Raw genomic sequence first — 20,197 nt, forward strand, 5'->3', positions numbered from 1 at the left:
CTATCTCCGCGGCCGAGGCATCAAAGCAGCGATCCCTGAACGGATCGACCAGATCAACGGCCGCATCCGGCGAGGCGAGAGCAGGTGCCGACTCAACCGCGCGGCCTACCGCCGCCGCAACGTCGTCGAACGCTGCTTCAACCGGCTCAAGCACAACAAAGCCCTGGCCACCCGCTACGACAAACGCGCCCGCCACTACCAAGCCCTGGTCACCCTCGCCTGCCTGCGACTCTGGCTGCCCTGACTTTGCGGACACGACCTAGGACGTACGGGGCGGGGCGCCGGGGGACGCGGAGTGGCCGGCACCGCCGTGGCCGACGCCGCGGGCGCGACCGGAAGAACCCCACGGGAGCCGGAACCCCACGGGAGCCGGGAAACCAGTTGCCGATCCCCCGGACCACGGGCACCCTGCGGGCATGACCGAACTGCGGGTGCTGGGGCCGGACGACTGGCGGGTGTGGCGGGAACTGCGGCTGGCCGCGCTCGCCGAGGCGCCGCACGCCTTCGGCTCGACGTTGGCCGAGTGGCAGGGCGAGGGCGACCGGGCGGAGCGCTGGCGGAGCCGGCTGGACATCCCCGGCTCGCACAACACCGTCGCCGTTCTCGGTGGTCAACCGGTCGGGATGGCCAGTGGCGTGCCCGCCGACATGCCCCACACCGTGGAGTTGATCTCGATGTGGGTCAGTCCGAAGGTTCGGGGGCGGGGCGTGGGCGGCTCCCTGGTCGGAGAGGTCGAGCGGTGGGCCGGGCGCCTTCGGGCCACGACGCTGCGCCTGTCGGTGATGCCGGACAACGACGCGGCCATCGCCTTCTACGCGCGCCTGGGCTTCGAGGACACCGGGGAGCCGGGCGACCTGGCGCCGGACGGCGTGCGCCGGGAACTGGTCATGGCGAAGGTCGTGGACGCCGCGTGACGTCCGGGTCGCGGAGAGTGTTCCGCGGCGGCGCCCGCCACGGGTGACGCCGGTGCGCGCCACAGCTCGGTCCGCAGCACCTCCGGCTCGAGGCCGAGCCGGTCCGGCGTCCCGTCGTCGAAACCGTCGAGGAACCCCCGCAGGACGTCCTGGAGGTGCTCGGTGGAACGGACGGCGAACCGGACCGGTTGGTAACCGGTGACCTGGTAGGAGGCCCGGCCCATCGCCGCCGGGTCGAAGGGGCGGAGCTCCGCCTCGTGCAGCCGGGCCAGCTCCCCGTAGGAGGACAGCAGTGCGGCCCCGTAGGCCCGCACCGCCCCGCGCTCGTGCACCACGCCGTGCTCCAGGGTGAACCAGTACACCCGGCTGAGCAGTTCGAGCGCCTCCTCGGTCCGCACCCGGGTGGCGGCCTCGCCCACGGCCCGGTACAGCCCGGCGAACCAGGGGGAGGCCAGGTGGATGCCGTGGCCGCACACGTCGTGGATGATGTCGGGTTCCGGCGTGTACAGCGGCACTGCGGGGTGCCGGACGTACTGCACGGCGTGGAACCAGCCGTCCGCCAGCGACCGCAGGAACCGGTCGTTGGGCACCATCCCCCCGGCCAGGGTGAACCCGAACCCGGTCCGCTGCCGCAGCCCGTCCGCCACCTCCCGGTGCTGCGGAACGTGGTCGGCCGGCAGCGGGGCGTCCTCCCTCGCCTCCAGGACCAGGGAGCAGGCACGGGCCTCCTGCGCCGGCCACAACGCGGCGCGCACCGTGCGCCACAGCCGGTGCTCCGCGTCACGGTAGGTGACGTGTGGCGAGGGGCGTCCGACCTGGTGTCCGTCGGCGAGGGCGACCAGCGCGTCCCTGCGCCGCAGGTACTCCGGGTCCACCAGCCCGGGGTGGTCCCCGGCCGGGCCCAGGTCACCCCGGCCGGAGATCGGTGTGCGGTGACGGTTGCCGACCATGCGCAGCCGAGTACCCGCTGTCCGACGATTACCCCACGCCGAGCCCGGCGAGGCCGAGCAGCATCTCCTTGACCTCGGTGGCCTCCACGGGGCCGGTGACCGCGTCCGCGGCGGAGCACAGGATCACCGGCCCGTCGTCGGGGTCGTCCGGGAGACGGCCGTGGCTGCCCTGGATGGGTGACGGGTCCAGCGGCACCACCGCCATCCGGTAGCGCATGCCGAGTTTCTTGCGGGCCAGCGCGGTCGCCGCCCTCACCTTCACGTAGGGGTCGTGGGGGTCGAGGAAGAGTTCGACCGGGTCGTACCCCGGCTTGCGGTGGATCTCCACGAGCTGGGCGAAGTCGGGCGCGTGCGCGTCGTCCAGCCAGTAGTAGTAGGTGAACCAGGCGTCCGGCTCGGCGACCGCGACCAGCTCCCCGGACCGGGGGTGGTCCAGGCCGTGCTTCTTCTTGCCCTCGTCGTCCAGGAGGGTCTCGATCCCGTCCAGGCCGGCCAGTGCCGCGCGGGTGGCGGCCAGGTCCTCCGGACGGCGGACGTAGACGTGGGCGATCTGGTGGTCGGCGACCGCGAACGCCCGCGAGGCCATCGGGTCCAGGTACTCCATGCCGTCCTGGGTGTGCACCTCCAGCAGCCGCGCCCGGCGCAGCGCCCGGTTGATGTCCACCGCACGGGTGACGCGGGTGATCCCGTACTCGGAGAGCGCCACCACGGTGCGGCCCTCGGCCTGCGCGTCGTCGAGCAGGGGGGCGAGGGCGTCGTCCAGTTCGGTGGCCGCCCGGTGGGAACGCGGGTCGTCCGGGCCGTAGCGCTGGAGGTCGTAGTCGAGGTGGGGGAGGTAGCACAGGGCGAGGTCGGGGCGGCGGGTGGCGACGACGTGCCGGGTGGCGTCCACGATCCACCGGGAGGAGACGATGTCCGCCCCGGGCCCCCAGAAGTGGAACAGCGGGAAGGTCCCGAGCTTGGCGGTGAGCTCGTCGTGCAGCTCCACCGGCCGGGTGTAGCAGTCGGGTTCCTTGCGCCCGTCGGCGTAGTAGATCGGGCGGGGCGTGACGGTGACGTCGGTGTCCGCGCCCATCGCGTACCACCAGCAGATGTTGGCCACGGTGTAGCCGGGGTGGATCCGGCGGGCGGCGTCCCACAGCTTGTCGCCGGACACCAGGCCGTTGTGCTGGCGCCACAGCAGCACCTCGCCGAGGTCGCGGAAGTACCAGCCGTTGCCGACGATGCCGTGTTCCGCGGGCAGGGTGCCGGTGAGGAACGTGGACTGGGCCGCGCAGGTCACCGCGGGCAGCACGGTGCCCAGGGGGGCGCTCGAGCCCTCGCGGGCCAGGCGGGACAGCCGCGGCATGTGCTCGAGCAGCCGCGGGGTGAGGCCGACGACGTCCAGGACGAGGAGCGGTCGGGGGGTCGGTCCTTCGGTCATGGCGACTCCTTCAGGCCCAGCTCGGTCAGCAGGTCCCGGGCGAGGCCGAGTTCGGCGGCGATGCCGTCGGCGAGTTCGGCCGGGGTGCGGGGGCGCAGCGCGGGCGGCAGCGCCTGCCAGGTGTAGGTCTCCACCTCCAGGTGCCTGGTGCGCGGGACGGGTCCGGTGAGCAGCCGGGTCAGCGTGTCCCTGAGCACGGGCAGCGTGGAGGTGAGCGGGGCGGCCGGCGAGGCGTGCAGCGGGACGTGGACGTGGGTGCGCCACGGGCCGGTGTCCGGGAGGGCGTCGCCGGCCACGGCCTGGTCCAGGTCGTCGGTGCCGCACAGGCCGGAACCGGTCAGGGTGCGGGTCTGGTGGAGGAAGCGGGGCTCGTGGAACGCGGCCAGCGCGCGGCGCACCTCGGGCCGGTCGGGGTGTTCCGCGTGCAGGGCCGCGGACGCCTGGACCTTGACCACCGGGACACCAGCGGCGTCCAGCGCGGCGAGGGCGGCGCCGGGGTCCTCGAAGGACGTGGCCAGGTGGCAGGTGTCCACGCAGATCCCGATCTTCGGGTGGGCCACCGCGGTCAGCGGGGCGATGGCGTCCCCGGTGGTCTCCACCACGCAGCCCGGCTCGGGTTCGAGGCCGATCCGGACGCTGCGGCCGGTCCGCTGTTCCAGGTCGTCGAGGCGCTCCCCCAGGGTGGTCAGCGCGGCCCTGGCCGCGTCGCTCCGATCCTGGTCGAAGGGGGTGCGCCAGGCGATGGGCAGGGTGGAGACGGTGCCCTCGGTGACGTCGTCGGGGAGCAGTTCGACCAGCAGGTGCGCCAGGTCGGTGGTGTACCGCAGGCGCTCGGGTTCGGTCCAGTCCGGGCGGTAGACCCGGTGCTTGACCTCGGCGGCACCGAATCCCCGGTAGGGGAAGCCGTTGAGGGTGACGACCTCGAGTCCGCGCCGGTCGAGTTCGCCGCGCAGCGCGGCCAGGGCCGCGGGGTCCGCCCTGAGGGTGCGGGCCGCGGTGTCGGCGAGCCACAGGCCGACGCCCAGGCGTTCGACGCCCAGGCGCAGGCGCACCGGTTCGCAGTGCTCGGCGAGCTGGGCCAGCACCCCGTCGAGGGTCTCCGCCGGGTGGACGTTGGTGCAGTACGCCAGGTGCACGGTGGAGCCGTCGGCGTGGGTGAACCGCATGGTTCACTCCCCGCCGCGGAGTATGGAGTTGCCCTCGTGCTGGACGTCGGCGGGCTCGGCGCGCTCCAGGTCGAGCCGTCCGCTGAGCCCGTAGAACGCGACCGGGTTGCGCCACAGCACCTGGTCCACCACGTCCTCGTCGAAGCCGGCCCTGAGCATGGCGTCGCCGACCTTCCGGGTCTTGAGCGGGTCGCTCTTCCCCCAGTCCGCCGCGGAGTTCACCAGTACCCGCTCCGGGCCGTGGCTCTTCAGGATGGCGACCATGCGGTCCTCGTCCATCTTGGTGTCGGGGTAGACGGAGAAGCCCATCCAGCAGCCGGCGTCCTTGGCCTCGCCCACCGTGGTCTCGTTGAGGTGGTCGAGCAGCACGTGTTCCACCGGGAGCGCGGACTCGGCGACCACGTCCAGGGTGCGGCGGAGGCCGGCGAGCTTGTCCCGGTGCGGGGTGTGCACCAGGGCCGGCAGGCCGTGGTCGGCGGCGAGCTGCAACTGGGTGGCGAGGGCGGTGTCCTCGGCGGGGGTCATCGAGTCGTAGCCGATCTCTCCGACGGCCACCACGGAGTCCTTCACCAGGTACCTCGGCAGTTCGTCCAGGACGGGCACGCAGCGCGGGTCGTTGGCCTCCTTGGGGTTCAGCGCGATGGTGCAGTGGTGGACGATCCCGTACTGCGCGGCCCGGAACGGCTCCCAGCCCAGCAGCGCGTCGAAGTAGTCCACGAACGACTCCGGGGAGGTGCGGGGCTGGCCCAGCCAGAACGCCGGTTCGACCACGGCGCGGACCCCGGCGTCGTACATCGCCTGGTAGTCGTCGGTGGTCCGGGACGTCATGTGGATGTGCGGGTCGAAGATGCGCATCAGGACTCCTCGGCCTTCCCGGCCACGGCCAGGACGCGGGACAGGTCATCGGGGACGGGGCGGCCGGCGGCGGTGCGCTCGCTGGCGTAGTCGCCCAGCATGCGGGCGAGTTCGCCGTCGCCGTGGGCGCGTTCCTCGAGGGCGGCGACGGCGTCCACCGGGACGCCGGTGAACAGGCACTTCAGCACCGCGTGCCGCCAGGCGTGGGCGTCGAGGTGACGTCCGGCGTAGGGGCCCACGGCGGCGGCGACCAGGCGGGTGTCGTTGGTCCGCAGCGCGTCCTCGACCAGCGCGAGCCCGTCGGCGGGCGCGAGGTCGAGGTGGTCGAGGGCCAGCAGCACCGCACGGCGCTCCGCGGCGGTGCCCTGCCGGTAGAGGCGGGCGACCGCGGTGGCGTCCGGGCGGGCGGTGCGCAGCAGCAGCACGCGGGCCTGGTCGGCGGCGTCCTCGGCGCCGCAACGCCGCCCGGCCTCGGCGAAGCGCAGCTCCCACGCGGGCAGTGCCCGACCGGGTGGGGCGCCGGCTGGCGCGGCGGCGGCTTCGGCGGCGTCGGTCAGGGCGCCGTCCAGCCAGGCGTTCGCCGGCGGCGCGAGACACGCCAGGAGGGCGGCGCGCAGCTCGTCCACGGTGGGGGGCGGGGAGCTGGGTGATGCGGTGGTGTGGGTCACCTGGTGCCTCCGTTTCGCAGGAACCGCAGGGAGCGTTCGGCGAGTTCGGGGCCGGCGTGGGAGTGCCGGGGCAGTTCGACGACGGCCAGCCCCCGGTACCCGACGTCGGTCAGCGCCTCGAGCACCGGCGGGAAGTCGATCTCTCCGTCACCGAACGGGAGGTGCTCGTGGACACCTCGGCGCATGTCCTCGAGTTGGACGTGGCGCAGCCACGGCGCGGCGGACCGCACGCACTCGGCCGGCGGCTCGGGCTCCAGGCACTGGCAGTGGCCGATGTCCAGGGTGAGTCCGAGCGGGTCGGGGTCGCCGAGGTCGGCGCGGAGCCGGTGGAAGTCGGCGACGGTGGCCAGCAGGTGGCCGGGTTCGGGTTCGACCGCGACGGGGATGCCCGCCGCGTCGGCCGCCTCCAGGACGGGGGGCAGCGCCTCGCCGAGGCGTTTCCACCCGGTGCCCGGGTCGGTGCCTTCGGGCAGGACACCGCTGAAGCAGTGCACCGCGTGCGCCCCGAGGTCGGCGGCGACCTGCACGGCCCTCAGCAGCAGCCGGACGCGGGCCGCCCTGGCGTCCGGGTCCGGGTCGAGCAGGGAGGGCCCGTGCTTGCGCCGGGGGTCCAGGACGTAGCGGGCCCCGGTCTCCACGGTGACCTCGAGGCCCAGGTCGGCCAGCCGTCCGGCGACGACCCGGGTGCGGTCGGCGAGCCCGGGCGCCATCGGGTCCAGGTGCATGTGGTCGAGCGTCAGGCCGACCCCGTCGTAGCCGAGGTCGGCGAGGAGCGCCAGGGCGTCGTCGAGTCGCAGGTCGGTGAGCCCGTTGGTGCCGTACCCCAGCCGCGGGCTCATGTGGGGCTCACCTTCCGGGACAGCCGCCGGGCCAGCGGCACCAGCCCGGCGACGGCGACGGCGGTCCCGGCGGCTCCTGACCGGGCGGCGAGCGCGGCCTGGAGCGGGATCATCGCCCGGATGCCGCCGCCGACCGCCCGCTGGGTGAGCGGCGGCGAGGGGTTGAGCACGGCGTGGAACAGCGGTTTGGCGGCGGTGGCCGCGTAGCCCAGGGCCAGCGCCGCCCGGGCCAGGTCCGGGACGGAACGTGGCCGGCCTGGCGACCGCCGGACCGTGGCCGGGACGGTGTGGGCGCCGGGTGGTGCCGCGTGGTCACGGGCCGACGTGCGGGGGCGGTGCCGGCTGGTCCACGCCCCGAGGCCGGCGGTCACCCCCAGCGCGGCGAGCGGCGTCACCGGGGAGCCCCCCTGGGTTTCCCGGCGGGACACCAGGGTCACCGCGGCGGTGTGCGCGCCCAGGGCCGCCGCCGGGCCGAGCGCGCCGCGCCATCCCGCGGTGCCGGCCGGCGTTGCGCTGCTCCGCGCGGGGCGCGCGGTGGCCGCGGCACCCAGCAGGAGGTCGAGCGAACGGGCCGTGGCCATCACCGCCGGACCCGCGGGGGTGTGCTTCAACCGCAGGTCGTAGGCCCAGACCGTGCCGGCGAGCGCGGTGGCGAGGACCGTGGCGGAACGCCCGGCCCGGGAGGCGAGGGCCAGTCCGGCGACGGTCAGGCCCACTCCGGCGGCGAGCGCCGCCCGCGGGGCGATCCGGCCGGAGGGGATGGGACGGTGGGGACGTTCCGCGGCGTCCTCGTCCCGGTCCGCCCAGTCGTTGAGGGCCATCCCCGCCTGGTAGAGACACAGGGAGGCGGCGACGGCCAGCCCGGTGCGCCGGTTCGGTCGGCGCCCGGCGGCGGCCGCCCCGGCGAGGGCGTCGCCGGGCACCGTGAACAGCGCGGGCAGCCTGAGCAGTTCGGCCCAGTCCCGGAGCCTGACGGCGCGGGAACGGGACGCGGTGCCCGGCGCCGGCCCGCTCGCGGCGGTGGCGGGCCGCCCGGGCTCACGCCCGGGGGGTCTGGCCGGCGAGGCGTGGGCGATCAGGGGGCGCTGGGGCCTGGTGGCGGCCGGGGCCACCCAGGTGGGGCGGCGGCTCCGCCGCGCCGCCGCGTTCAGGGCGTCACGGACCCGGTTCACCGCGCCTCCTCCGTGTCGTTGCCGGCGGGCCGGTCGTCGCCGAGCCGTCCGGCGAAGTCCAGCAGGGCGCCGTACTGCTCGGCCAGGGCGGAGGGGCCGCCGTCCGGGTCCTTGAAGTAGAAGCCCAACTCGGGACGCGGTCCGGTCAGTCCCACCTCGTGGGCGCGGGCCACCAGCCGGACCAGGTCCAGGACCAGGGGCGCGGCCAGCGCGGAGTCGCAGCCCTGCCAGATGGTCTGCAGGACCATCCGGGTGCCGAGGAAGCCCTCGAAGGCGACGTGGTCCCAGGCGGTCTTCCAGTCGCCCAGGGCGGGGACGTCGTCGATGTGCACCTCGCCCTGCGGCACCGAACCGAGGTTGTCGTGCAGCACCCGGTCCTTGCCGGCGTTCTTGGCCGCGGCGGCTCCCGGGTCGGCCAGCGCCGCGCCGTCCCCGCCGCCCAGCAGGTTCGTCCCCGACCAGGCCCGTACGGCGAGCGCCCGCTGCGCGAACATCGGCGCGAGCACCGCCCGCAGCAGCGTCTGCCCGGTCTTGCCGTCCCTGCCGGCGTACGGCACTCCGCTGGCGGCGGCGGTGTCGGCCAGTCCCGGGTGGTGCAGGCCGGTGGACGGGGTGAAGTTGACGTAGCCGCAGCCGGCGCGGAGCGCGGCCGCGGCGTACAGGGAGCTGGCCGGCAGCCGCGGGTCGGTGGCGGCGGGCGCCGGCTCCGTTGACGCGACGTTGACCACGACGGCGCGGGCGAGGCGGTGCCGTCGGACGAAGTCCTCGATGTCGGCTGAGAGCGCGGCGACGAGTTCGGGCTCACCACGGGTGTCGTCGCCCGGGCGGACACCGGGGCGTATCTCGGCGTCGGCAGCGCGGAGTTCGTCCCGCACCGCGGACGGGAGGTCGTGCGGGAGCACACCGGCGCCGGCGAGCTCCTCGGCGCGCTTGGGCAGTGGACCGTTGGCGGTGTCGTGCCCCCCGAAGACCAGTGAGGACAGGGCCGGCAGTCCGCTGCCGGCGAAGGGCGGGGTCTCGGTCACGAGACCGGTGGGCGGGTGCAGGCCCGAGGCCGTCGCGGCGCATCCGGTGACCACCGTGGTGGCGACCGAGCCGCGGGCCCCGATGAGCCAGACACCGGTCCGGTGTTCGCTGTCGGGTGTGTCGGCGGGAAGAGACACGACCAGCCTCCTGGGTACGTCACTTCACGGGCGGATCCATCGTCAGGGGACGCTGAGCACCCCGCCCGGACGCCCGGCCGAGGGGTGCACGACCCCTGGAGCCGCTAATCGAGTCGTTTGCTGACTGGGTAGGGTATAGCGGTCACCACGACTCGGGATACGGCGGTTTCTGTAACCATCCGCGTACCGGGCGTGACAGTTTCCTGGTGGGGGTCGCCCGGCCGCGGGGGGCGGGACGGCCCCGCCGGGCACGGGTCCTGGCGGGGCCTTCGTCGCTGGACGGTGCGTCACCGCGGGAACGTCACCGCGGCGGACAGGCCGTCAGGGCGTGACCCGCAGCAGCTCACCGCCGAGACCGGCGCCCTTGTTGGAGACGTAGACGGCGCCGTCGGGCCCGAGGTCCATGCCCGTGGGGCCCTGGAGCTGGTCCCCGGTGGCGAGCTCGGTGGTCTGCCGGGTGAACAGGTTGATCTTGTAGATCGCCCCGGGCAGCGGCGGGCCCTGTACGAAGCCCTTGGTGTGGGACAGCGCGTACAGGTTGCCCGTGCCGTCCAGCTCGATGTCGATGATGTTGGACAGCCCGTCCACCAGCACCTGCGGTTTCTGACCCGGGACCACCTTCCAGATGCGGCTGGCGCCGGTCCGCAGACCGCTCATGTCGGCGACGTAGACGGTGCCGAACACGCTGCGGGCGATGCCGCTCGGCACGGCCTCCACCGACTCACCGGACGGCAGGGTGTGCTTCGGCAGCGCGAACGCCGTGCTGGTGCCGCTGTTGGAACCGCGCACCACCGTGTTGGCGCCCGCGTCGGTGACCAGGTAGTCGCCCGTCCAGGTCTTCTCGAACTGCCAGGGGTTGCTGAAGACCTCACCCCCGTCGGGGTTGTTGCGGGTCTCGTGGTCGGCGAGGTCGGCGATGACCTTCCCGTCCCTGGTGTCGTACAGCGTGCCCAGCCTGGCCGCGTCCGGGCCGAGCTGCGCCCGCTGGTCCGTGGTGCCGCCGAAGCCGGTCAGCACGGTGTAGCCACCGGCCGGGTTCGGCACCACCTGGCTGGGTCCTGACACCTCGACGGTGCCGCCGGAGCTGTCCGGCAGTTTGATGACGGACGGCAGGCCCTCGAGCACGCGCCCCTTCTGGTCGCCCCTGACCCGGTAGATGGCACCGGTCGGACCGGCGCAGGCGCGGCCGGGCTCGCACCCGGTGGGGCTGCCCGCCCCCGCCTCGGCGACCAGCACCGTCCCGTCGCCCAACGCGGTCACGTCCCGCGGGTTCTGCAGACCGCTCGCGACGACCTCGACGCTCACGCCCCGCTGGTCCGCCTGTGCCTGACCGGTGAGCAGCGGCGCCGTAACGCTTCCCACGGCGAGCGCCGCCACCGCGGCCCCCCTGAAGGACCTGCCTGATCTCGACATGGATCTCCCCCATCGTTGCGCTCCCCCGTCAGGAGAGCGGTACGAAACCCGGCAAACGATAGGAGCCGTCGGGCCATTCGTCCCGTGTGTTCAGGCGCCACCACCACTGGCCTAGGTGTTCTTGCACTCGTCTGACGTGGCGGCGACCGCACGCGGCCCGGCCGTTCCCCCACCGGACGGACCGGGGGAGCGGGCGGGCGCGGGGACGGTGTGCGACTGCGGTCCGCCCGCGGTTGCACGGCGGCGCCGCGTCACCGGGGCCGGGAGGCCACCTGGTGGACCGCTTGCCGACCCACCATCATCTCTCCATGAGCGATTCGCCCCGCAGGGCCCACATGTTCGTCAGCCCCCAGGACGACCCCCGCGAGAACGGCCCCCGCCTGGGGGACGAGCGGACCACGCTCCAGGAGTTCCTGCGCTGCCAGCGCCTCACCCTGGAGCTGAAGTGCTCCGGCCTCGGCCCCGCGGACCTCGCCAGACGTTCCGTCGAGCCGTCCACGATGTCGCTGCTGGGTCTGGTGCGGCACATGGCGGAGGTGGAGCGCATCTGGTTCCGGGTGCGTCTGTCCGGACAGGACGCCCCTCGGCTGTTCCAGTCCGAGGCCCAGCCCGACGGGGACTTCGACGGCGCGGTGCCGGACCCGGAGGTAGTCGCCGAGGCCTGGCGGGTGTGGCGGGAGGAGGTCGCGTTCGCCGACCGGTTCGTGGCGGAGGCACCGAACCTCGACGTCACCGGCCTGACCCCGAACGACGGGCCGGTCTCGCTGCGGGAGGTGCTGGTGCACATGGTGGAGGAGTACGCCCGGCACAACGGACACGCCGACCTGCTGCGCGAACGGATCGACGGGCGAGTGGGGCGGTGAACGCCCGCCCCGGGTCCTCTCCGCGTCCGCGGGGCTGCGGTCGGACCGCAGGGGGCGCGCCGGGCGGCTAGACCGTCACCGGCAGCGCCCGCACGCCGTTGCTCACCAGGGAGGCCACCGGGACCAGGTTCTCCGCCGGCTCGGCGAGGGCCAGCCGGGAAAAGCGTTCGAACAGCGCCTGGAGCGCGGTCTCCGCCTCGAGACGGGCGAGCGGCGCCCCGAGGCAGTAGTGGACGCCGTGGCTGAACGCCAGGTGCCGCGGGGCGGGGCGGGTGATGTCGAACTCGTCGGCGTCCGGGCCGTGGGCCCGGGGATCTCGGCCGGCAGCGGCGATGGAGGTGAGGATGGCGTCGCCCTTGCGGATCACCGTGCCGTCGATCTCGATGTCCTCCAGGGCGTAACGCATGGGGAACTGGTTGACCGGGCCGTTCCAGCGCAGGGTCTCCTCCACCGCGGCGCTCCAGGGCACCGTGGAGTCCAGGACCAGGGCGAGCTGGTCCGGATGGGTGAGCAGGGCCACCACGGCATTGGTGATCAGGTTGGCGGTGGTGGTGTGCCCGGCCACGAGCATCAGCAGCAGCGTCCCGACGAGTTCGTCACCGGTGAGCCGGTCGCCGTCCTCCTCGTGCGCGGCGATCAGCGCGGTGGTCAGGTCATCGGCCGGTGTCCTGCGTTTGGCCGCGACCAGGTCGGCCAGCAGCCCGTAGACCGCCCGCTGGTTGGCCAACGTCTCCTCGTGGTCCGTGGTGCTCGAGGTCAAGCTGGCCACACAGCCGCGCAGTTCCTCCCTGCGGTGGGCGGGAACGCCGATCAGCTCGCAGATCACGGTCATCGGCAACCGGTAGGCAAATCGTTCCCGCAGGTCGATGGGGCCCGGCGCCCCCTCGGCCACGGAGTCGAGCAGCTCGTGGACGACCTCGCGCACCCGGGGGCGCATCCGCTCCACCCGACGCGCGGTGAACCCCTGGGAGACCAGCCCGCGCTGCCGCCGGTGGGCCTCGCCGTCCGCGGTGATCATGCTGCGCACCGCGACGAAGTCGATCAGCGGCCAGCCCGGCGGGACCTCGCCCCGGGCCATCGCGGCCCAGTGCTCGATCCCCTTGGCGACGCGGGCGTCGCCAAGGAGGCGCTGCATGGCGTCGAAGCGGGTGATGGCCCACGCCGTCACACCGTCGGGTAACTCCACCTCGACCGCGGTGCCCAGCTCCCGGAGCTGCGCGTTCTCCCGGTGCTGGTTGCGCCCGTCGGGCTGGAGGCGAAAGGGGCAGCCCACGTGTGACCTCCTCGGGGGTGGCGACACCGGGCTACATGGTGAACGGGCACCGGTCGCGGGGGAAGACCGCGGCGGTCCCGTCCGCGTCACACCGCGGGAGGACGAGCGGCGCCCGACCCGGCCTCGACCGGGGGCCGGTCGCCGCCACCGGGCGCGACGACGCCGGCCGGTCGTCAGGCAGCGGGTCGAGGGGGTTCAGCCGCCTCCCAGACCAGGCAGCGTCCGCACCCCCTGGGCGGTGAGGGTCACCGCCTCGGGCGCGCCGGCGTCGATGGTCAGCGACAGGTCGTCCGACGGCCAACTGCCGGCCAGCACCGCCAGCGGGACCCGGTGGTACCGCTCGATCTGCGGCAGCGCCTGGGCCATGCGCACCTCCGAGGTGAACACCGGCACCAGCCGAGCGCCGTCCTGCTGTTCGAACACCGGGAGGCTCACGATGTGCTGCTCGCCCTCGGGCGGTTCGTGGCCCTCGGGGTCGCCCGGGTCGGGCAACAGCACCTCGCTGGTCGCCAGGGTGAACAGCGCCTCCTCGTCCGCGCCGTTCTCCGCGAGGGCCCGCAGCGCCTGCTGGGCCGAAGGAGGGGTGTCGCCGGTGGGGGAATCCGTCATGGCATGTCCAATCGTCGGGGCGCCGAGCGGCGGTTCCGCTCCGCGCCGGAGCGGCCCGCCTACCCGCGATGCCCTCAGCCATGCACCCGACGGCGGACCTCACGGCCCCGGCCGCCCACCCGGCGGGTCAGTCGGACGCCCCGGCCCGGCCCTGGGGCGGACCCTGGGTGAACGAGCCGTGACGCCCGGCCCCCGCGTTGAACCTCGCCACGCCCCGGTCCATCCCGGCCGCCAGCGACACCTGTCCGTGGCGCGCCTCCGCGGCGAGCGCCCGCGGCTCGTCCATGCCCCACTGACCGAGCAGCGACAGCCGGTCCTGCCGCATGCAGGTCTGCGGGAACGCGGCGAGCTCGGCGGCCAGCTCCTGTGCCGCGGCCAGCGCCCGACCCGCCGGGACCAGCCGGTTGGCCAGCCCCATCGCGTACGCCTCCGTCGCCTCGACCGGCCGGCCGGTCAGCACCATGTCCATCGCCCGGCTCTGGCCGATCAACCGGGGCAGCCGGACCGTGCCGCCGTCCACCAGGGGCACCCCCCAGCGACGGCAGAGCACCCCGAAGACGGCGGTGGCGTCCGCCACCCGCAGGTCGCACCAGAGCGCCAGTTCCAGGCCGCCGGCGACGGCGTGGCCGCTGACGGCGGCGATCACGGGTTTCCCCAGCCGCATCCGGGTGGGCCCCAGCGGGCCGTCGCCGTCCAACCGCACCCGGTCCCCGTCCGGTGCTCCCAGCGCCTTGAGGTCGAAACCGGCGCAGAAGGTGCCGCCCGCCCCGTACAGCACCGCCACGCTCGCCCCGTCGTCCTCGTCGAAGGCACGGAAGGCGTCGGCGAGCGCCCGCGCGGTGGGGACGTCCACCGCGTTGCGCACCCGACGGCGGTCGAGCACCACGGTGGTCACGGGACCGGCCCGACGCACGGTGACCGCCTCGTCGTTCACCTCGTCGTCCATCCCGGCACGGTAGCGTCTGGAGGGGTGGGTCACCATGGGTGCGCCGCCGAGGCCGAGGGCTGGCCCGCCACGATGTGTGTCGAACACGATGTGTGTAGGACCGTCATCACCACGGGTTCCAACGCAAGGGGAGCGCACATGGCCACCGAGGAACGGGACCGTTCGGAACGCGGTACCGCCGGGCAGGACCGGGGCGGGGCGAAGGCCGACGGCGAGTTCGTCCGGGCCGGCAACGCCTTCAAGGACCGCATCACCGACGAGGAGGGCGCCCGCTGGCCGGTCGAGCCGGGGCGTTACCGCCTGGTGGTGAGCCTGGCCTGCCCCTGGGCCAGTCGGGCGGTGCTGGTCCGCCGGCTGCTCGGTCTCGAGGACGTCATCTCGCTCGCCGTCACGGACCCCGTCCAGGACGAGCGGAGCTGGCGGTTCACCCTGGACCCGGGGGACGTCGACCCGGTCCTCGGCATCGCGTTCCTCTCCGAGGCGTACCACGCCGCCGACCCCGACTACGACGGCGGCATCAGCGTGCCCGCCGTGGTGGACGTGCCCAGCGGCAAGGTCGTGACCAACGACTACCCCCAGATCACCCTGGACCTGAGCACCCAGTGGACCAGCTACCACCGGGACGGCGCGCCGGACCTGTACCCCGAGCACCTGCGGGACGAGATCGACGAGGTGAACGAGCAGGTGTTCAGGGACGTCAACAACGGTGTCTACCGCGCCGGGTTCGCCAGCACGCAGACCGCCTACGACCAGGCGTTCCAACGGTTGTTCCGGCGCCTGGACGAGTTGTCGGAACGGCTGGGGCGACAGCGTTACCTGGTGGGCGACACCGTCACCGAGGCGGACGTCCGGCTGTTCACCACCCTGGTGCGGTTCGACGCGGTGTACCACGGCCACTTCAAGTGCAACCGGCACAAGCTGACGGAGATGCCCGTCCTGTGGGCCTACGCCCGCGACCTCTACCAGACCCCCGGGTTCGCGGACACCGTCAACTTCGACCACATCAAGCGCCACTACTACCAGGTGCACCGCGACATCAACCCGACCGGGATCGTGCCCCTCGGCCCCGACCTGTCCGCCTGGCGGACGCCGCACCGGCGCGAGGAGCTCGGCGGTCGCCCGTTCGGCGACGGGACCCCGCCCCCGGCCCGGACCCGCGGCCGGCTCGAGGCGTAGACCGACACCGCGCCGGCGCGCCGGGGGCGGACCCCCGGCGGCCGGCGACGAGCGCCGGGACGGCGCCCTACCCGTTGGCCCTCATGTCCTCGGCGACGGCACGCGTCGCCCTGCGCGCGGCCAGCAGCACCGGGTCCCACACCGGGGAGAACGGCGGGGCGTAGCCGAGGTCCAGCCCGGTCATCTGCTCCACCGTCATCCCCGCGGTGAGCGCGACCGCGCCGATGTCCACCCGTTTGCCGGCGTTCTCCCGGCCGACGATCTGCACGCCGAGCAACCGCCCGGTGCGCAGCTCGGCGAGCACCTTCACGGTCATCGGCGCCGTCGGGGGGTAGTAGCCGGCCCGGCTGGTGGACTCGATGGTGGCGGTGACGAAACGGAACCCGACCGCCCGCGCCTCCTCCTCGAGCAGCCCCGTCCGGCCGATCTCCAGGTCGCACACCTTGCTGATGGCGGTTCCCACCACACCGGGGAACGTGGCGTACCCGCCGCCCACGTTGGCACCGATGACCTGGCCGTGCTTGTTGGCGTGGGTGCCGAGCGGGATGTGCTGGGTGGCCCCGGAGACCAGGTTCAGGACCTCGACGCAGTCGCCGCCGGCCCACACCCCCTCGGTGCCGCGGACCCGCATCGACACGTCGGTCAGCAGCCCCCCGGACTCCCCGAGGGGCAGCCCGGCGGCCTCGGCGAGCGCGGTGTTCGGGCGGGAGCCGAGGCCCAGGACCACGATGTCCGCGGGGTACTCGCTCCCGTCGGAGGTCAGCACCGTTGTGGCCCGGCCGTCGCCGTCGGTGCGCAGCTCGGTGACGGCCGCGCCGTTGACCACCTGGATGCCGAACTCGGTCATCGCTTCCCGCACCAGGGCGCCCATGTCCGGGTCGAGCGTGGTCATGGGCTGGGGGGCGCGTTCCAGCACCGTCACCTCCAGGCCACGACGCAGCAACGCCTCGGCCATCTCCACCCCGATGTACCCGGCGCCGACCACCACCGCCCGGCGTGGGTTGCCGGCCAGGGACCGCAGCACGGCCTCACCGTCGTCCAGGGTCTGCACCCCGTGGACGTTCGACGCGTCGATGCCGGGCAGCGGTGGCCGGACCGGCACGGCGCCGGTGGCGATGACCAGGTGGTCGAACTCCGTCCAGGCGGTGTCGCCGCGTTCGAGGTCACGGCTGCGCACCCGGCGGCGGTCGAGGTCGATCTCGGTCACCTCGGTGCGCATCCGGACGTCGATGCCGCGACGCCGGTGCTGTTCGGGGCTGCGGGCGATGAGTCGTTCGGCGTCGTCCACCACCCCGCCGAGCCAGTAGGGGATGCCGCAGGCGGAGTAGGAGGTGCGGTTCCCGCGTTCGAACGCGACGATCTCCAGTTCTCCGGGGCCCCGGTGTCTGCGTGCCTGGGAGGCGGCCGACATCCCCGCGGCGTCGCCCCCGATCACCACCAGTCGTTCCGTCATCACCCAAGCCCTCCGCTCCAGAGTTCAGCCGATCGCCTCCTGGGTGTCACCCGTCCCAAGGGTGCCAGGAGGTTTCCTGCGTCAACGTCTCACCGATCGCGCCACTTCCCCGGCCGCGCCACGTCCCCGACCGGGGGGTGTCGCCGCCTGGTCGGCGCAGTTGGGGAGGGCACTGTCGGACCGACGGACTACCGTCGTCACACGGGAGCCACCTCCCTCGCACACCGGGCCCGGCTGGGTCCCCGTTGGAGCAGGGCACCACGACGGAAGGGGCACACGGTGCCGGAACCCCTCGATGTCCCCCACCACCCCGGGCCGGCGGCCGGCCTCGGACCGCCACCTGCCGCCCCGGTGCCGGCCCCGCTCCTCCCCGGCTTCCCCGAGGTGTTCGACCGTTCGGGTACCGGCAGCGTCAAATGGGCGCAGGCCGGCGCCGAGCAGGACCCGGGCCGCATACCGATGGGCGTCGCCGACATGGACCTCCCGGGCTTCCCCGGCGTCTTCCGGGCGCTGCGGGAGCGGGCGGCCCACCCCGTCCTCGGCTACACCCTGCCGGCCCCGGACGGCGACGCGCTCGTGGTGGCCTGGTACCGGGAGCGGTTCGGGGCCCGGATCGACCCCCGGTGGGTGGTGCGGCTGCCGTTCGGCCCGCGGAGCGCCATCCGCTTCGTGCTGGACGCGCTCCCGGGCGGCGGTCCGGTGCTCGCCCCCGCGCCGGAGTACCCGGGCTTCGAGCAGGTCGTCACGGCGGCCGGCGCGGAGTACCAGGCCGTCCCCCTGGAGCGTCACTCGAGCGGCCGTGGCTACCGGCTGCCGGTGGAGGAGTTCGAGGCGCGGGCAGCGGGCACGGGTGCCCGCGCCATCGTGCTCAGCAGTCCGCACAACCCCACCGGTCGGGTGTGGTCGGCCCCGGAGGTGCGCCGGCTGGCCGCCGCGGCGGCCGGCGCGGGCGCGGTGCTGATAGCCGACGAGGTCCACAGCGACCTGGTCCACCCGGGGCACGAGCACCCGGTGGCGGTGGACGCGGCGGGGCCCGAGCTGGCCGAGCACACCGTCACGGTGCACTCCGTCGGCAAGACGTTCAACGTCAGCGGCCTGGCCGACACCGTGGTCCTGGTGCCCTCCGCGGAGCTGCGGGGCAGGCTGGTGCGGGCGGTCGAGGGGCACGGCTTCTTCGCGGGCAGCCGGGTCCTGGCCGCGCTCGCCCAGGACGTGGCGCTGGCCCACGGCCTGGGCTGGCGCGACCAGTTGGTGGAGTACCTGGTGGGCAACCGGGACCTCGCCCTGGAGGTCCTCTCCGTGGTGCCGGGCCTGGTCGCCAGCGAGCCCCAGGCGTCCTACCTGCTGTGGCTGGACGGCTCGGCGCTCCCGGCCGACCCCGAGCACCGCCCCCTGCCGGGCAGGTTGCTCGACGCCTGTGGGATCGACCTCCAGGACGGCGCCAGGTTCGGCCCCGAAGGGGCCGGGTTCCTGCGGCTGAACTTCGCCCTGCCGCGCCCCCGACTCCGGGAAGCTGTGGAGCGTTTGGCTCGTTATGCCAGCCAGCGCTCCGGGCAGCACACGGTTCCCCGGCGCCAGCGGCAGGCATGACCGGCGAGGCACCGGGCAGAGAGCTTCGGGACGCGACAGGAGGCACCGACCGCACCGCAGACCGTACCGAGTCCTGCGTCCACGGACCGCCGTGGGCGCCCGGCGACATCGAAAGGACCGCAACGACATGCGCGCACTACCTCCACGACATCCGGCGCCGCCCCGGTCATCTCCCTCGGAGGTGCCGGGCTGGCTCCCGCCGCCCGAGCCGCTGACCGTCACCGACGCCGAAGCGTACGTCCGCGGCATCTGTTTCAAGACCGGGCCGCCCCGGCGTCTCGGTGTCGAGCTGGAGTGGATCGTCCAGGACCTGGCCGACCCGACGCTCCCCGTACCACCCGGCCGTCTCGCGGCGGCCCTCGCGTCCCTCCCCGGCAGCCCCGACCGACCCCCCGGGTCACCCCCCGGTCCGGGTCCCGGCACCACCCCCCGGTCCGGCCCCCCGGGCTCCGGGAGCTCGCTGCTCCCCCAGGGCTCGGTGCTCACCCGGGAGCCCGGCGGGCAGGTCGAGCTCAGCTCCCTCCCCGCCACCTCCCTTCCCGCCTGTGTGACGGCCACCGCCCACGACCTGCACACCCTGCGCGGTGCGCTGCACCGGCACGGTCTGGGTCTCGCCGGCCACGGCCACGATCCGTGGCGGCCCCCCAGACGCGTCCTCACCCTCCCGCGGTACACCGCCATGGAGCAGTTCTTCGACCGGACCGGGCCGGCGGGGCGCAGCATGATGTCGGCGACCGCGTCGGTCCAGGTCTGTGTGGACGCGGGCACCGAGGAGGCGGGGCCGTGGGGCTTCGCCCGTCGGTGGCGGCTGGCGCACCTGCTGGGTCCCGTGCTGGTGGCCGCGTTCGCCAACTCCCCGCTGTCCCGGGGGCGGCCCAGTGGCTGGCGGTCCACCCGGCAGGCCGTGTGGTCCCGGATGGACCCGAGCCGCACCCTGGCCCCGGCCTGGGACGGCGCCGAGGACCCCCGTTCGGCCTGGGCCTCTTACGCGCTGGACGCGGCGGTGATGTGTGTGCGCCAGGACGGCCCCGGTCCCTGGCCGGTTCCGGTGGGGCTCACCTTCCGCCAGTGGCTGACCGGCGGCCCGCGCGGGTGCGGCGGGGTGTCGCGCCCGCCCACCCTGGCCGACCTCGAGTACCACCTGACCACGCTGTTCCCGCCGGTGCGCCCCCGGGGGCACCTTGAGCTGCGCATGATCGACGCCCAGCCGGGCGAGCACGGCTGGACGGTGCCGGTGGCGGTGGTCGCCGCGCTGTTCGCCGATCCGGCGGCGGCACTGGTCGCCGAGCGGGCCGCCGAGGAACTGGTGGTGCCGGGCCCCACCGGCCCGCGGAACCGGCTCTGGCTGCGGGCCGCCCGGCACGGCCTCACCGATCCGGCACTGCACGGAGCTGCCCTGGCCTGCTTCGACGCGGCGGTGGGCGCGCTGCCGGGGCTCGGGGCCGACGACGCCGTCATGGCCGCGGTGACCGGTTTCCGGGAGCGGCACGTCGTTCCGGGGCGTTGCCCGGCCGAGGACCTCCTCGAGGCCGTGCGCCCCTCCCGGCCCTGTTCCGGGGCCCGCCCGCGGCCAGGTCCCGCGGTCGCCGACGGCCACCCGCCGGCTCCGGCGACCGCCGTGGCCCCCTCCTCCCCCTCCGCGCCCGCCGGGGCGCCGACCTCAGCCCGCACCGCGAAGGAGACACCCTCGTGCTGACCCCGGACCGCCCCGAACAGCTTCGGCA

Annotated in this window: 19 protein-coding genes; 6 read left to right on the plus strand and 13 right to left on the minus strand. The window is 74.4% G+C overall.

Translation table 11 applies throughout. The annotated features are described in order from the left end of the window. Together A3IG_RS0116220 and A3IG_RS0116225 are read left to right on the plus strand one after the other, a co-directional pair. A partial coding sequence (locus A3IG_RS0116220) for an IS5/IS1182 family transposase (RefSeq protein WP_018384630.1) occupies positions 1-244 on the plus strand: 244 nt, incomplete at its 5' end. A gap of 172 nt (positions 245-416) precedes the next feature. Then, positions 417-914, plus strand: a complete 498-nt coding sequence (locus tag A3IG_RS0116225; protein WP_018384631.1) for a GNAT family N-acetyltransferase — start codon at positions 417-419, stop codon at positions 912-914. Here A3IG_RS0116225 and A3IG_RS29995 read toward each other — a convergent pair. The 9 genes from A3IG_RS29995 to A3IG_RS0116270 all read right to left on the minus strand — a co-directional run bounded on the left by A3IG_RS29995 (position 812) and on the right by A3IG_RS0116270 (position 10,563). Continuing rightward, positions 812-1,864 carry a phenylalanine 4-monooxygenase gene (locus A3IG_RS29995; RefSeq protein ID WP_018384632.1) on the minus strand — a complete coding sequence of 351 codons (1,053 nt, stop codon included), beginning with the start codon at positions 1,862-1,864 and terminating at the stop codon, positions 812-814. The genes A3IG_RS0116225 and A3IG_RS29995 overlap by 103 nt on opposite strands. A gap of 28 nt (positions 1,865-1,892) precedes the next feature. Then, positions 1,893-3,287, minus strand: a complete 1,395-nt coding sequence (locus tag A3IG_RS0116235) for a nucleotide pyrophosphatase/phosphodiesterase family protein (protein ID WP_018384633.1) — start codon at positions 3,285-3,287, stop codon at positions 1,893-1,895. Next, positions 3,284-4,453, minus strand: a complete 1,170-nt coding sequence (gene eboE / locus A3IG_RS0116240; protein WP_018384634.1) for a metabolite traffic protein EboE — start codon at positions 4,451-4,453, stop codon at positions 3,284-3,286. Before eboE ends, A3IG_RS0116235 begins: the two co-directional genes overlap by 4 nt. Positions 4,454-4,456: 3 nt before the next feature. Continuing rightward, positions 4,457-5,308, minus strand: a complete 852-nt coding sequence (locus tag A3IG_RS0116245) for a TatD family hydrolase (RefSeq protein ID WP_018384635.1) — start codon at positions 5,306-5,308, stop codon at positions 4,457-4,459. Further along, positions 5,308-5,976, minus strand: a complete 669-nt coding sequence (locus A3IG_RS0116250; protein ID WP_018384636.1) for an EboA domain-containing protein — start codon at positions 5,974-5,976, stop codon at positions 5,308-5,310. The genes A3IG_RS0116245 and A3IG_RS0116250 overlap by 1 nt, the downstream gene beginning before the upstream one ends. Beyond that, positions 5,973-6,815, minus strand: a complete 843-nt coding sequence (locus tag A3IG_RS0116255) for a sugar phosphate isomerase/epimerase family protein (protein WP_018384637.1) — start codon at positions 6,813-6,815, stop codon at positions 5,973-5,975. Before A3IG_RS0116255 ends, A3IG_RS0116250 begins: the two co-directional genes overlap by 4 nt. After that, positions 6,812-7,987 carry an SCO3242 family prenyltransferase gene (locus A3IG_RS0116260; RefSeq protein WP_018384638.1) on the minus strand — a complete coding sequence of 392 codons (1,176 nt, stop codon included), beginning with the start codon at positions 7,985-7,987 and terminating at the stop codon, positions 6,812-6,814. Before A3IG_RS0116260 ends, A3IG_RS0116255 begins: the two co-directional genes overlap by 4 nt. Then, complete coding sequence (locus tag A3IG_RS0116265; protein WP_018384639.1) at positions 7,984-9,150, minus strand: inositol-3-phosphate synthase; 1,167 nt, start codon at positions 9,148-9,150, stop codon at positions 7,984-7,986. The genes A3IG_RS0116260 and A3IG_RS0116265 overlap by 4 nt, the downstream gene beginning before the upstream one ends. A 321-nt stretch (positions 9,151-9,471) precedes the next feature. Beyond that, positions 9,472-10,563: a ScyD/ScyE family protein gene (locus A3IG_RS0116270; protein ID WP_104530778.1), complete on the minus strand. Its 1,092-nt coding sequence runs from the start codon at positions 10,561-10,563 to the stop codon at positions 9,472-9,474. 308 nt (positions 10,564-10,871) lie between these two features. Here A3IG_RS0116270 and A3IG_RS0116275 point away from each other — a divergent pair, with 308 nt between their 5' ends. Continuing rightward, entirely contained in the window at positions 10,872-11,426 is a 555-nt protein-coding gene (locus tag A3IG_RS0116275; RefSeq protein WP_026220320.1) for a DinB family protein, read from the plus strand. 67 nt (positions 11,427-11,493) lie between these two features. Here the strand turns inward: A3IG_RS0116275 and A3IG_RS0116280 are convergent, their stop codons facing one another. The 3 genes from A3IG_RS0116280 to A3IG_RS0116290 all read right to left on the minus strand — a co-directional run bounded on the left by A3IG_RS0116280 (position 11,494) and on the right by A3IG_RS0116290 (position 14,254). Next, positions 11,494-12,699 (minus strand): cytochrome P450 family protein, encoded by a 1,206-nt coding sequence (locus A3IG_RS0116280; protein ID WP_018384642.1) that lies wholly within the window; start codon positions 12,697-12,699, stop codon positions 11,494-11,496. 195 nt (positions 12,700-12,894) lie between these two features. Then, positions 12,895-13,308: an SseB family protein gene (locus A3IG_RS0116285; protein ID WP_018384643.1), complete on the minus strand. Its 414-nt coding sequence runs from the start codon at positions 13,306-13,308 to the stop codon at positions 12,895-12,897. Positions 13,309-13,435: 127 nt separating this feature from the next. Next, complete coding sequence (locus A3IG_RS0116290; protein WP_018384644.1) at positions 13,436-14,254, minus strand: crotonase/enoyl-CoA hydratase family protein; 819 nt, start codon at positions 14,252-14,254, stop codon at positions 13,436-13,438. A 138-nt stretch (positions 14,255-14,392) separates the two neighbouring features. On the opposite strand from A3IG_RS0116290, the gene A3IG_RS0116295 reads away from it, so the two are divergent. Beyond that, the gene (locus tag A3IG_RS0116295) at positions 14,393-15,430 is read left to right on the plus strand and encodes a glutathione S-transferase family protein (protein ID WP_018384645.1); all 1,038 of its coding nucleotides are present in this window, start codon (positions 14,393-14,395) and stop codon (positions 15,428-15,430) included. Between the two features lie 67 nt (positions 15,431-15,497). Here A3IG_RS0116295 and A3IG_RS0116300 read toward each other — a convergent pair whose 3' ends face one another. After that, the gene (locus A3IG_RS0116300; protein WP_026220321.1) at positions 15,498-16,883 is read right to left on the minus strand and encodes an FAD-dependent oxidoreductase; all 1,386 of its coding nucleotides are present in this window, start codon (positions 16,881-16,883) and stop codon (positions 15,498-15,500) included. A 279-nt stretch (positions 16,884-17,162) separates the two neighbouring features. Between A3IG_RS0116300 and A3IG_RS0116305 the strand changes: the two genes are divergently transcribed. Together A3IG_RS0116305 and egtA are read left to right on the plus strand one after the other, a co-directional pair. Continuing rightward, positions 17,163-18,473 carry a MalY/PatB family protein gene (locus tag A3IG_RS0116305; protein ID WP_018384647.1) on the plus strand — a complete coding sequence of 437 codons (1,311 nt, stop codon included), beginning with the start codon at positions 17,163-17,165 and terminating at the stop codon, positions 18,471-18,473. A 127-nt stretch (positions 18,474-18,600) separates the two neighbouring features. Continuing rightward, positions 18,601-20,169: an ergothioneine biosynthesis glutamate--cysteine ligase EgtA gene (gene egtA / locus A3IG_RS0116310; protein ID WP_078500575.1), complete on the plus strand. Its 1,569-nt coding sequence runs from the start codon at positions 18,601-18,603 to the stop codon at positions 20,167-20,169. Positions 20,170-20,197: the final 28 nt, after the last annotated feature.

The sequence above is a fragment of the Wenjunlia vitaminophila DSM 41686 genome (assembly GCF_000380165.1).
Taxonomy (GTDB): domain Bacteria; phylum Actinomycetota; class Actinomycetes; order Streptomycetales; family Streptomycetaceae; genus Wenjunlia; species Wenjunlia vitaminophila.

Bases quoted from the DNA above. Each gene is read 5' to 3' on its own strand.
- A3IG_RS0116225 (WP_018384631.1), top strand. From the start codon at position 417: ATGACCGAACTGCGGGTGCTGGGGCCGGACGACTGGCGGGTGTGGCGG.
- A3IG_RS29995 (WP_018384632.1), bottom strand. From the start codon at position 1,864: ATGGTCGGCAACCGTCACCGCACACCGATCTCCGGCCGGGGTGACCTG.
- A3IG_RS0116235 (WP_018384633.1), bottom strand. From the start codon at position 3,287: ATGACCGAAGGACCGACCCCCCGACCGCTCCTCGTCCTGGACGTCGTC.
- eboE (WP_018384634.1), bottom strand. From the start codon at position 4,453: ATGCGGTTCACCCACGCCGACGGCTCCACCGTGCACCTGGCGTACTGC.
- A3IG_RS0116245 (WP_018384635.1), bottom strand. From the start codon at position 5,308: ATGCGCATCTTCGACCCGCACATCCACATGACGTCCCGGACCACCGAC.
- A3IG_RS0116255 (WP_018384637.1), bottom strand. From the start codon at position 6,815: ATGAGCCCGCGGCTGGGGTACGGCACCAACGGGCTCACCGACCTGCGA.
- A3IG_RS0116270 (WP_104530778.1), bottom strand. From the start codon at position 10,563: ATGTCGAGATCAGGCAGGTCCTTCAGGGGGGCCGCGGTGGCGGCGCTC.
- A3IG_RS0116275 (WP_026220320.1), top strand. From the start codon at position 10,872: ATGAGCGATTCGCCCCGCAGGGCCCACATGTTCGTCAGCCCCCAGGAC.
- A3IG_RS0116285 (WP_018384643.1), bottom strand. From the start codon at position 13,308: ATGACGGATTCCCCCACCGGCGACACCCCTCCTTCGGCCCAGCAGGCG.
- A3IG_RS0116290 (WP_018384644.1), bottom strand. From the start codon at position 14,254: ATGGACGACGAGGTGAACGACGAGGCGGTCACCGTGCGTCGGGCCGGT.
- A3IG_RS0116295 (WP_018384645.1), top strand. From the start codon at position 14,393: ATGGCCACCGAGGAACGGGACCGTTCGGAACGCGGTACCGCCGGGCAG.
- A3IG_RS0116300 (WP_026220321.1), bottom strand. From the start codon at position 16,883: ATGACGGAACGACTGGTGGTGATCGGGGGCGACGCCGCGGGGATGTCG.
- egtA (WP_078500575.1), top strand. From the start codon at position 18,601: ATGCGCGCACTACCTCCACGACATCCGGCGCCGCCCCGGTCATCTCCC.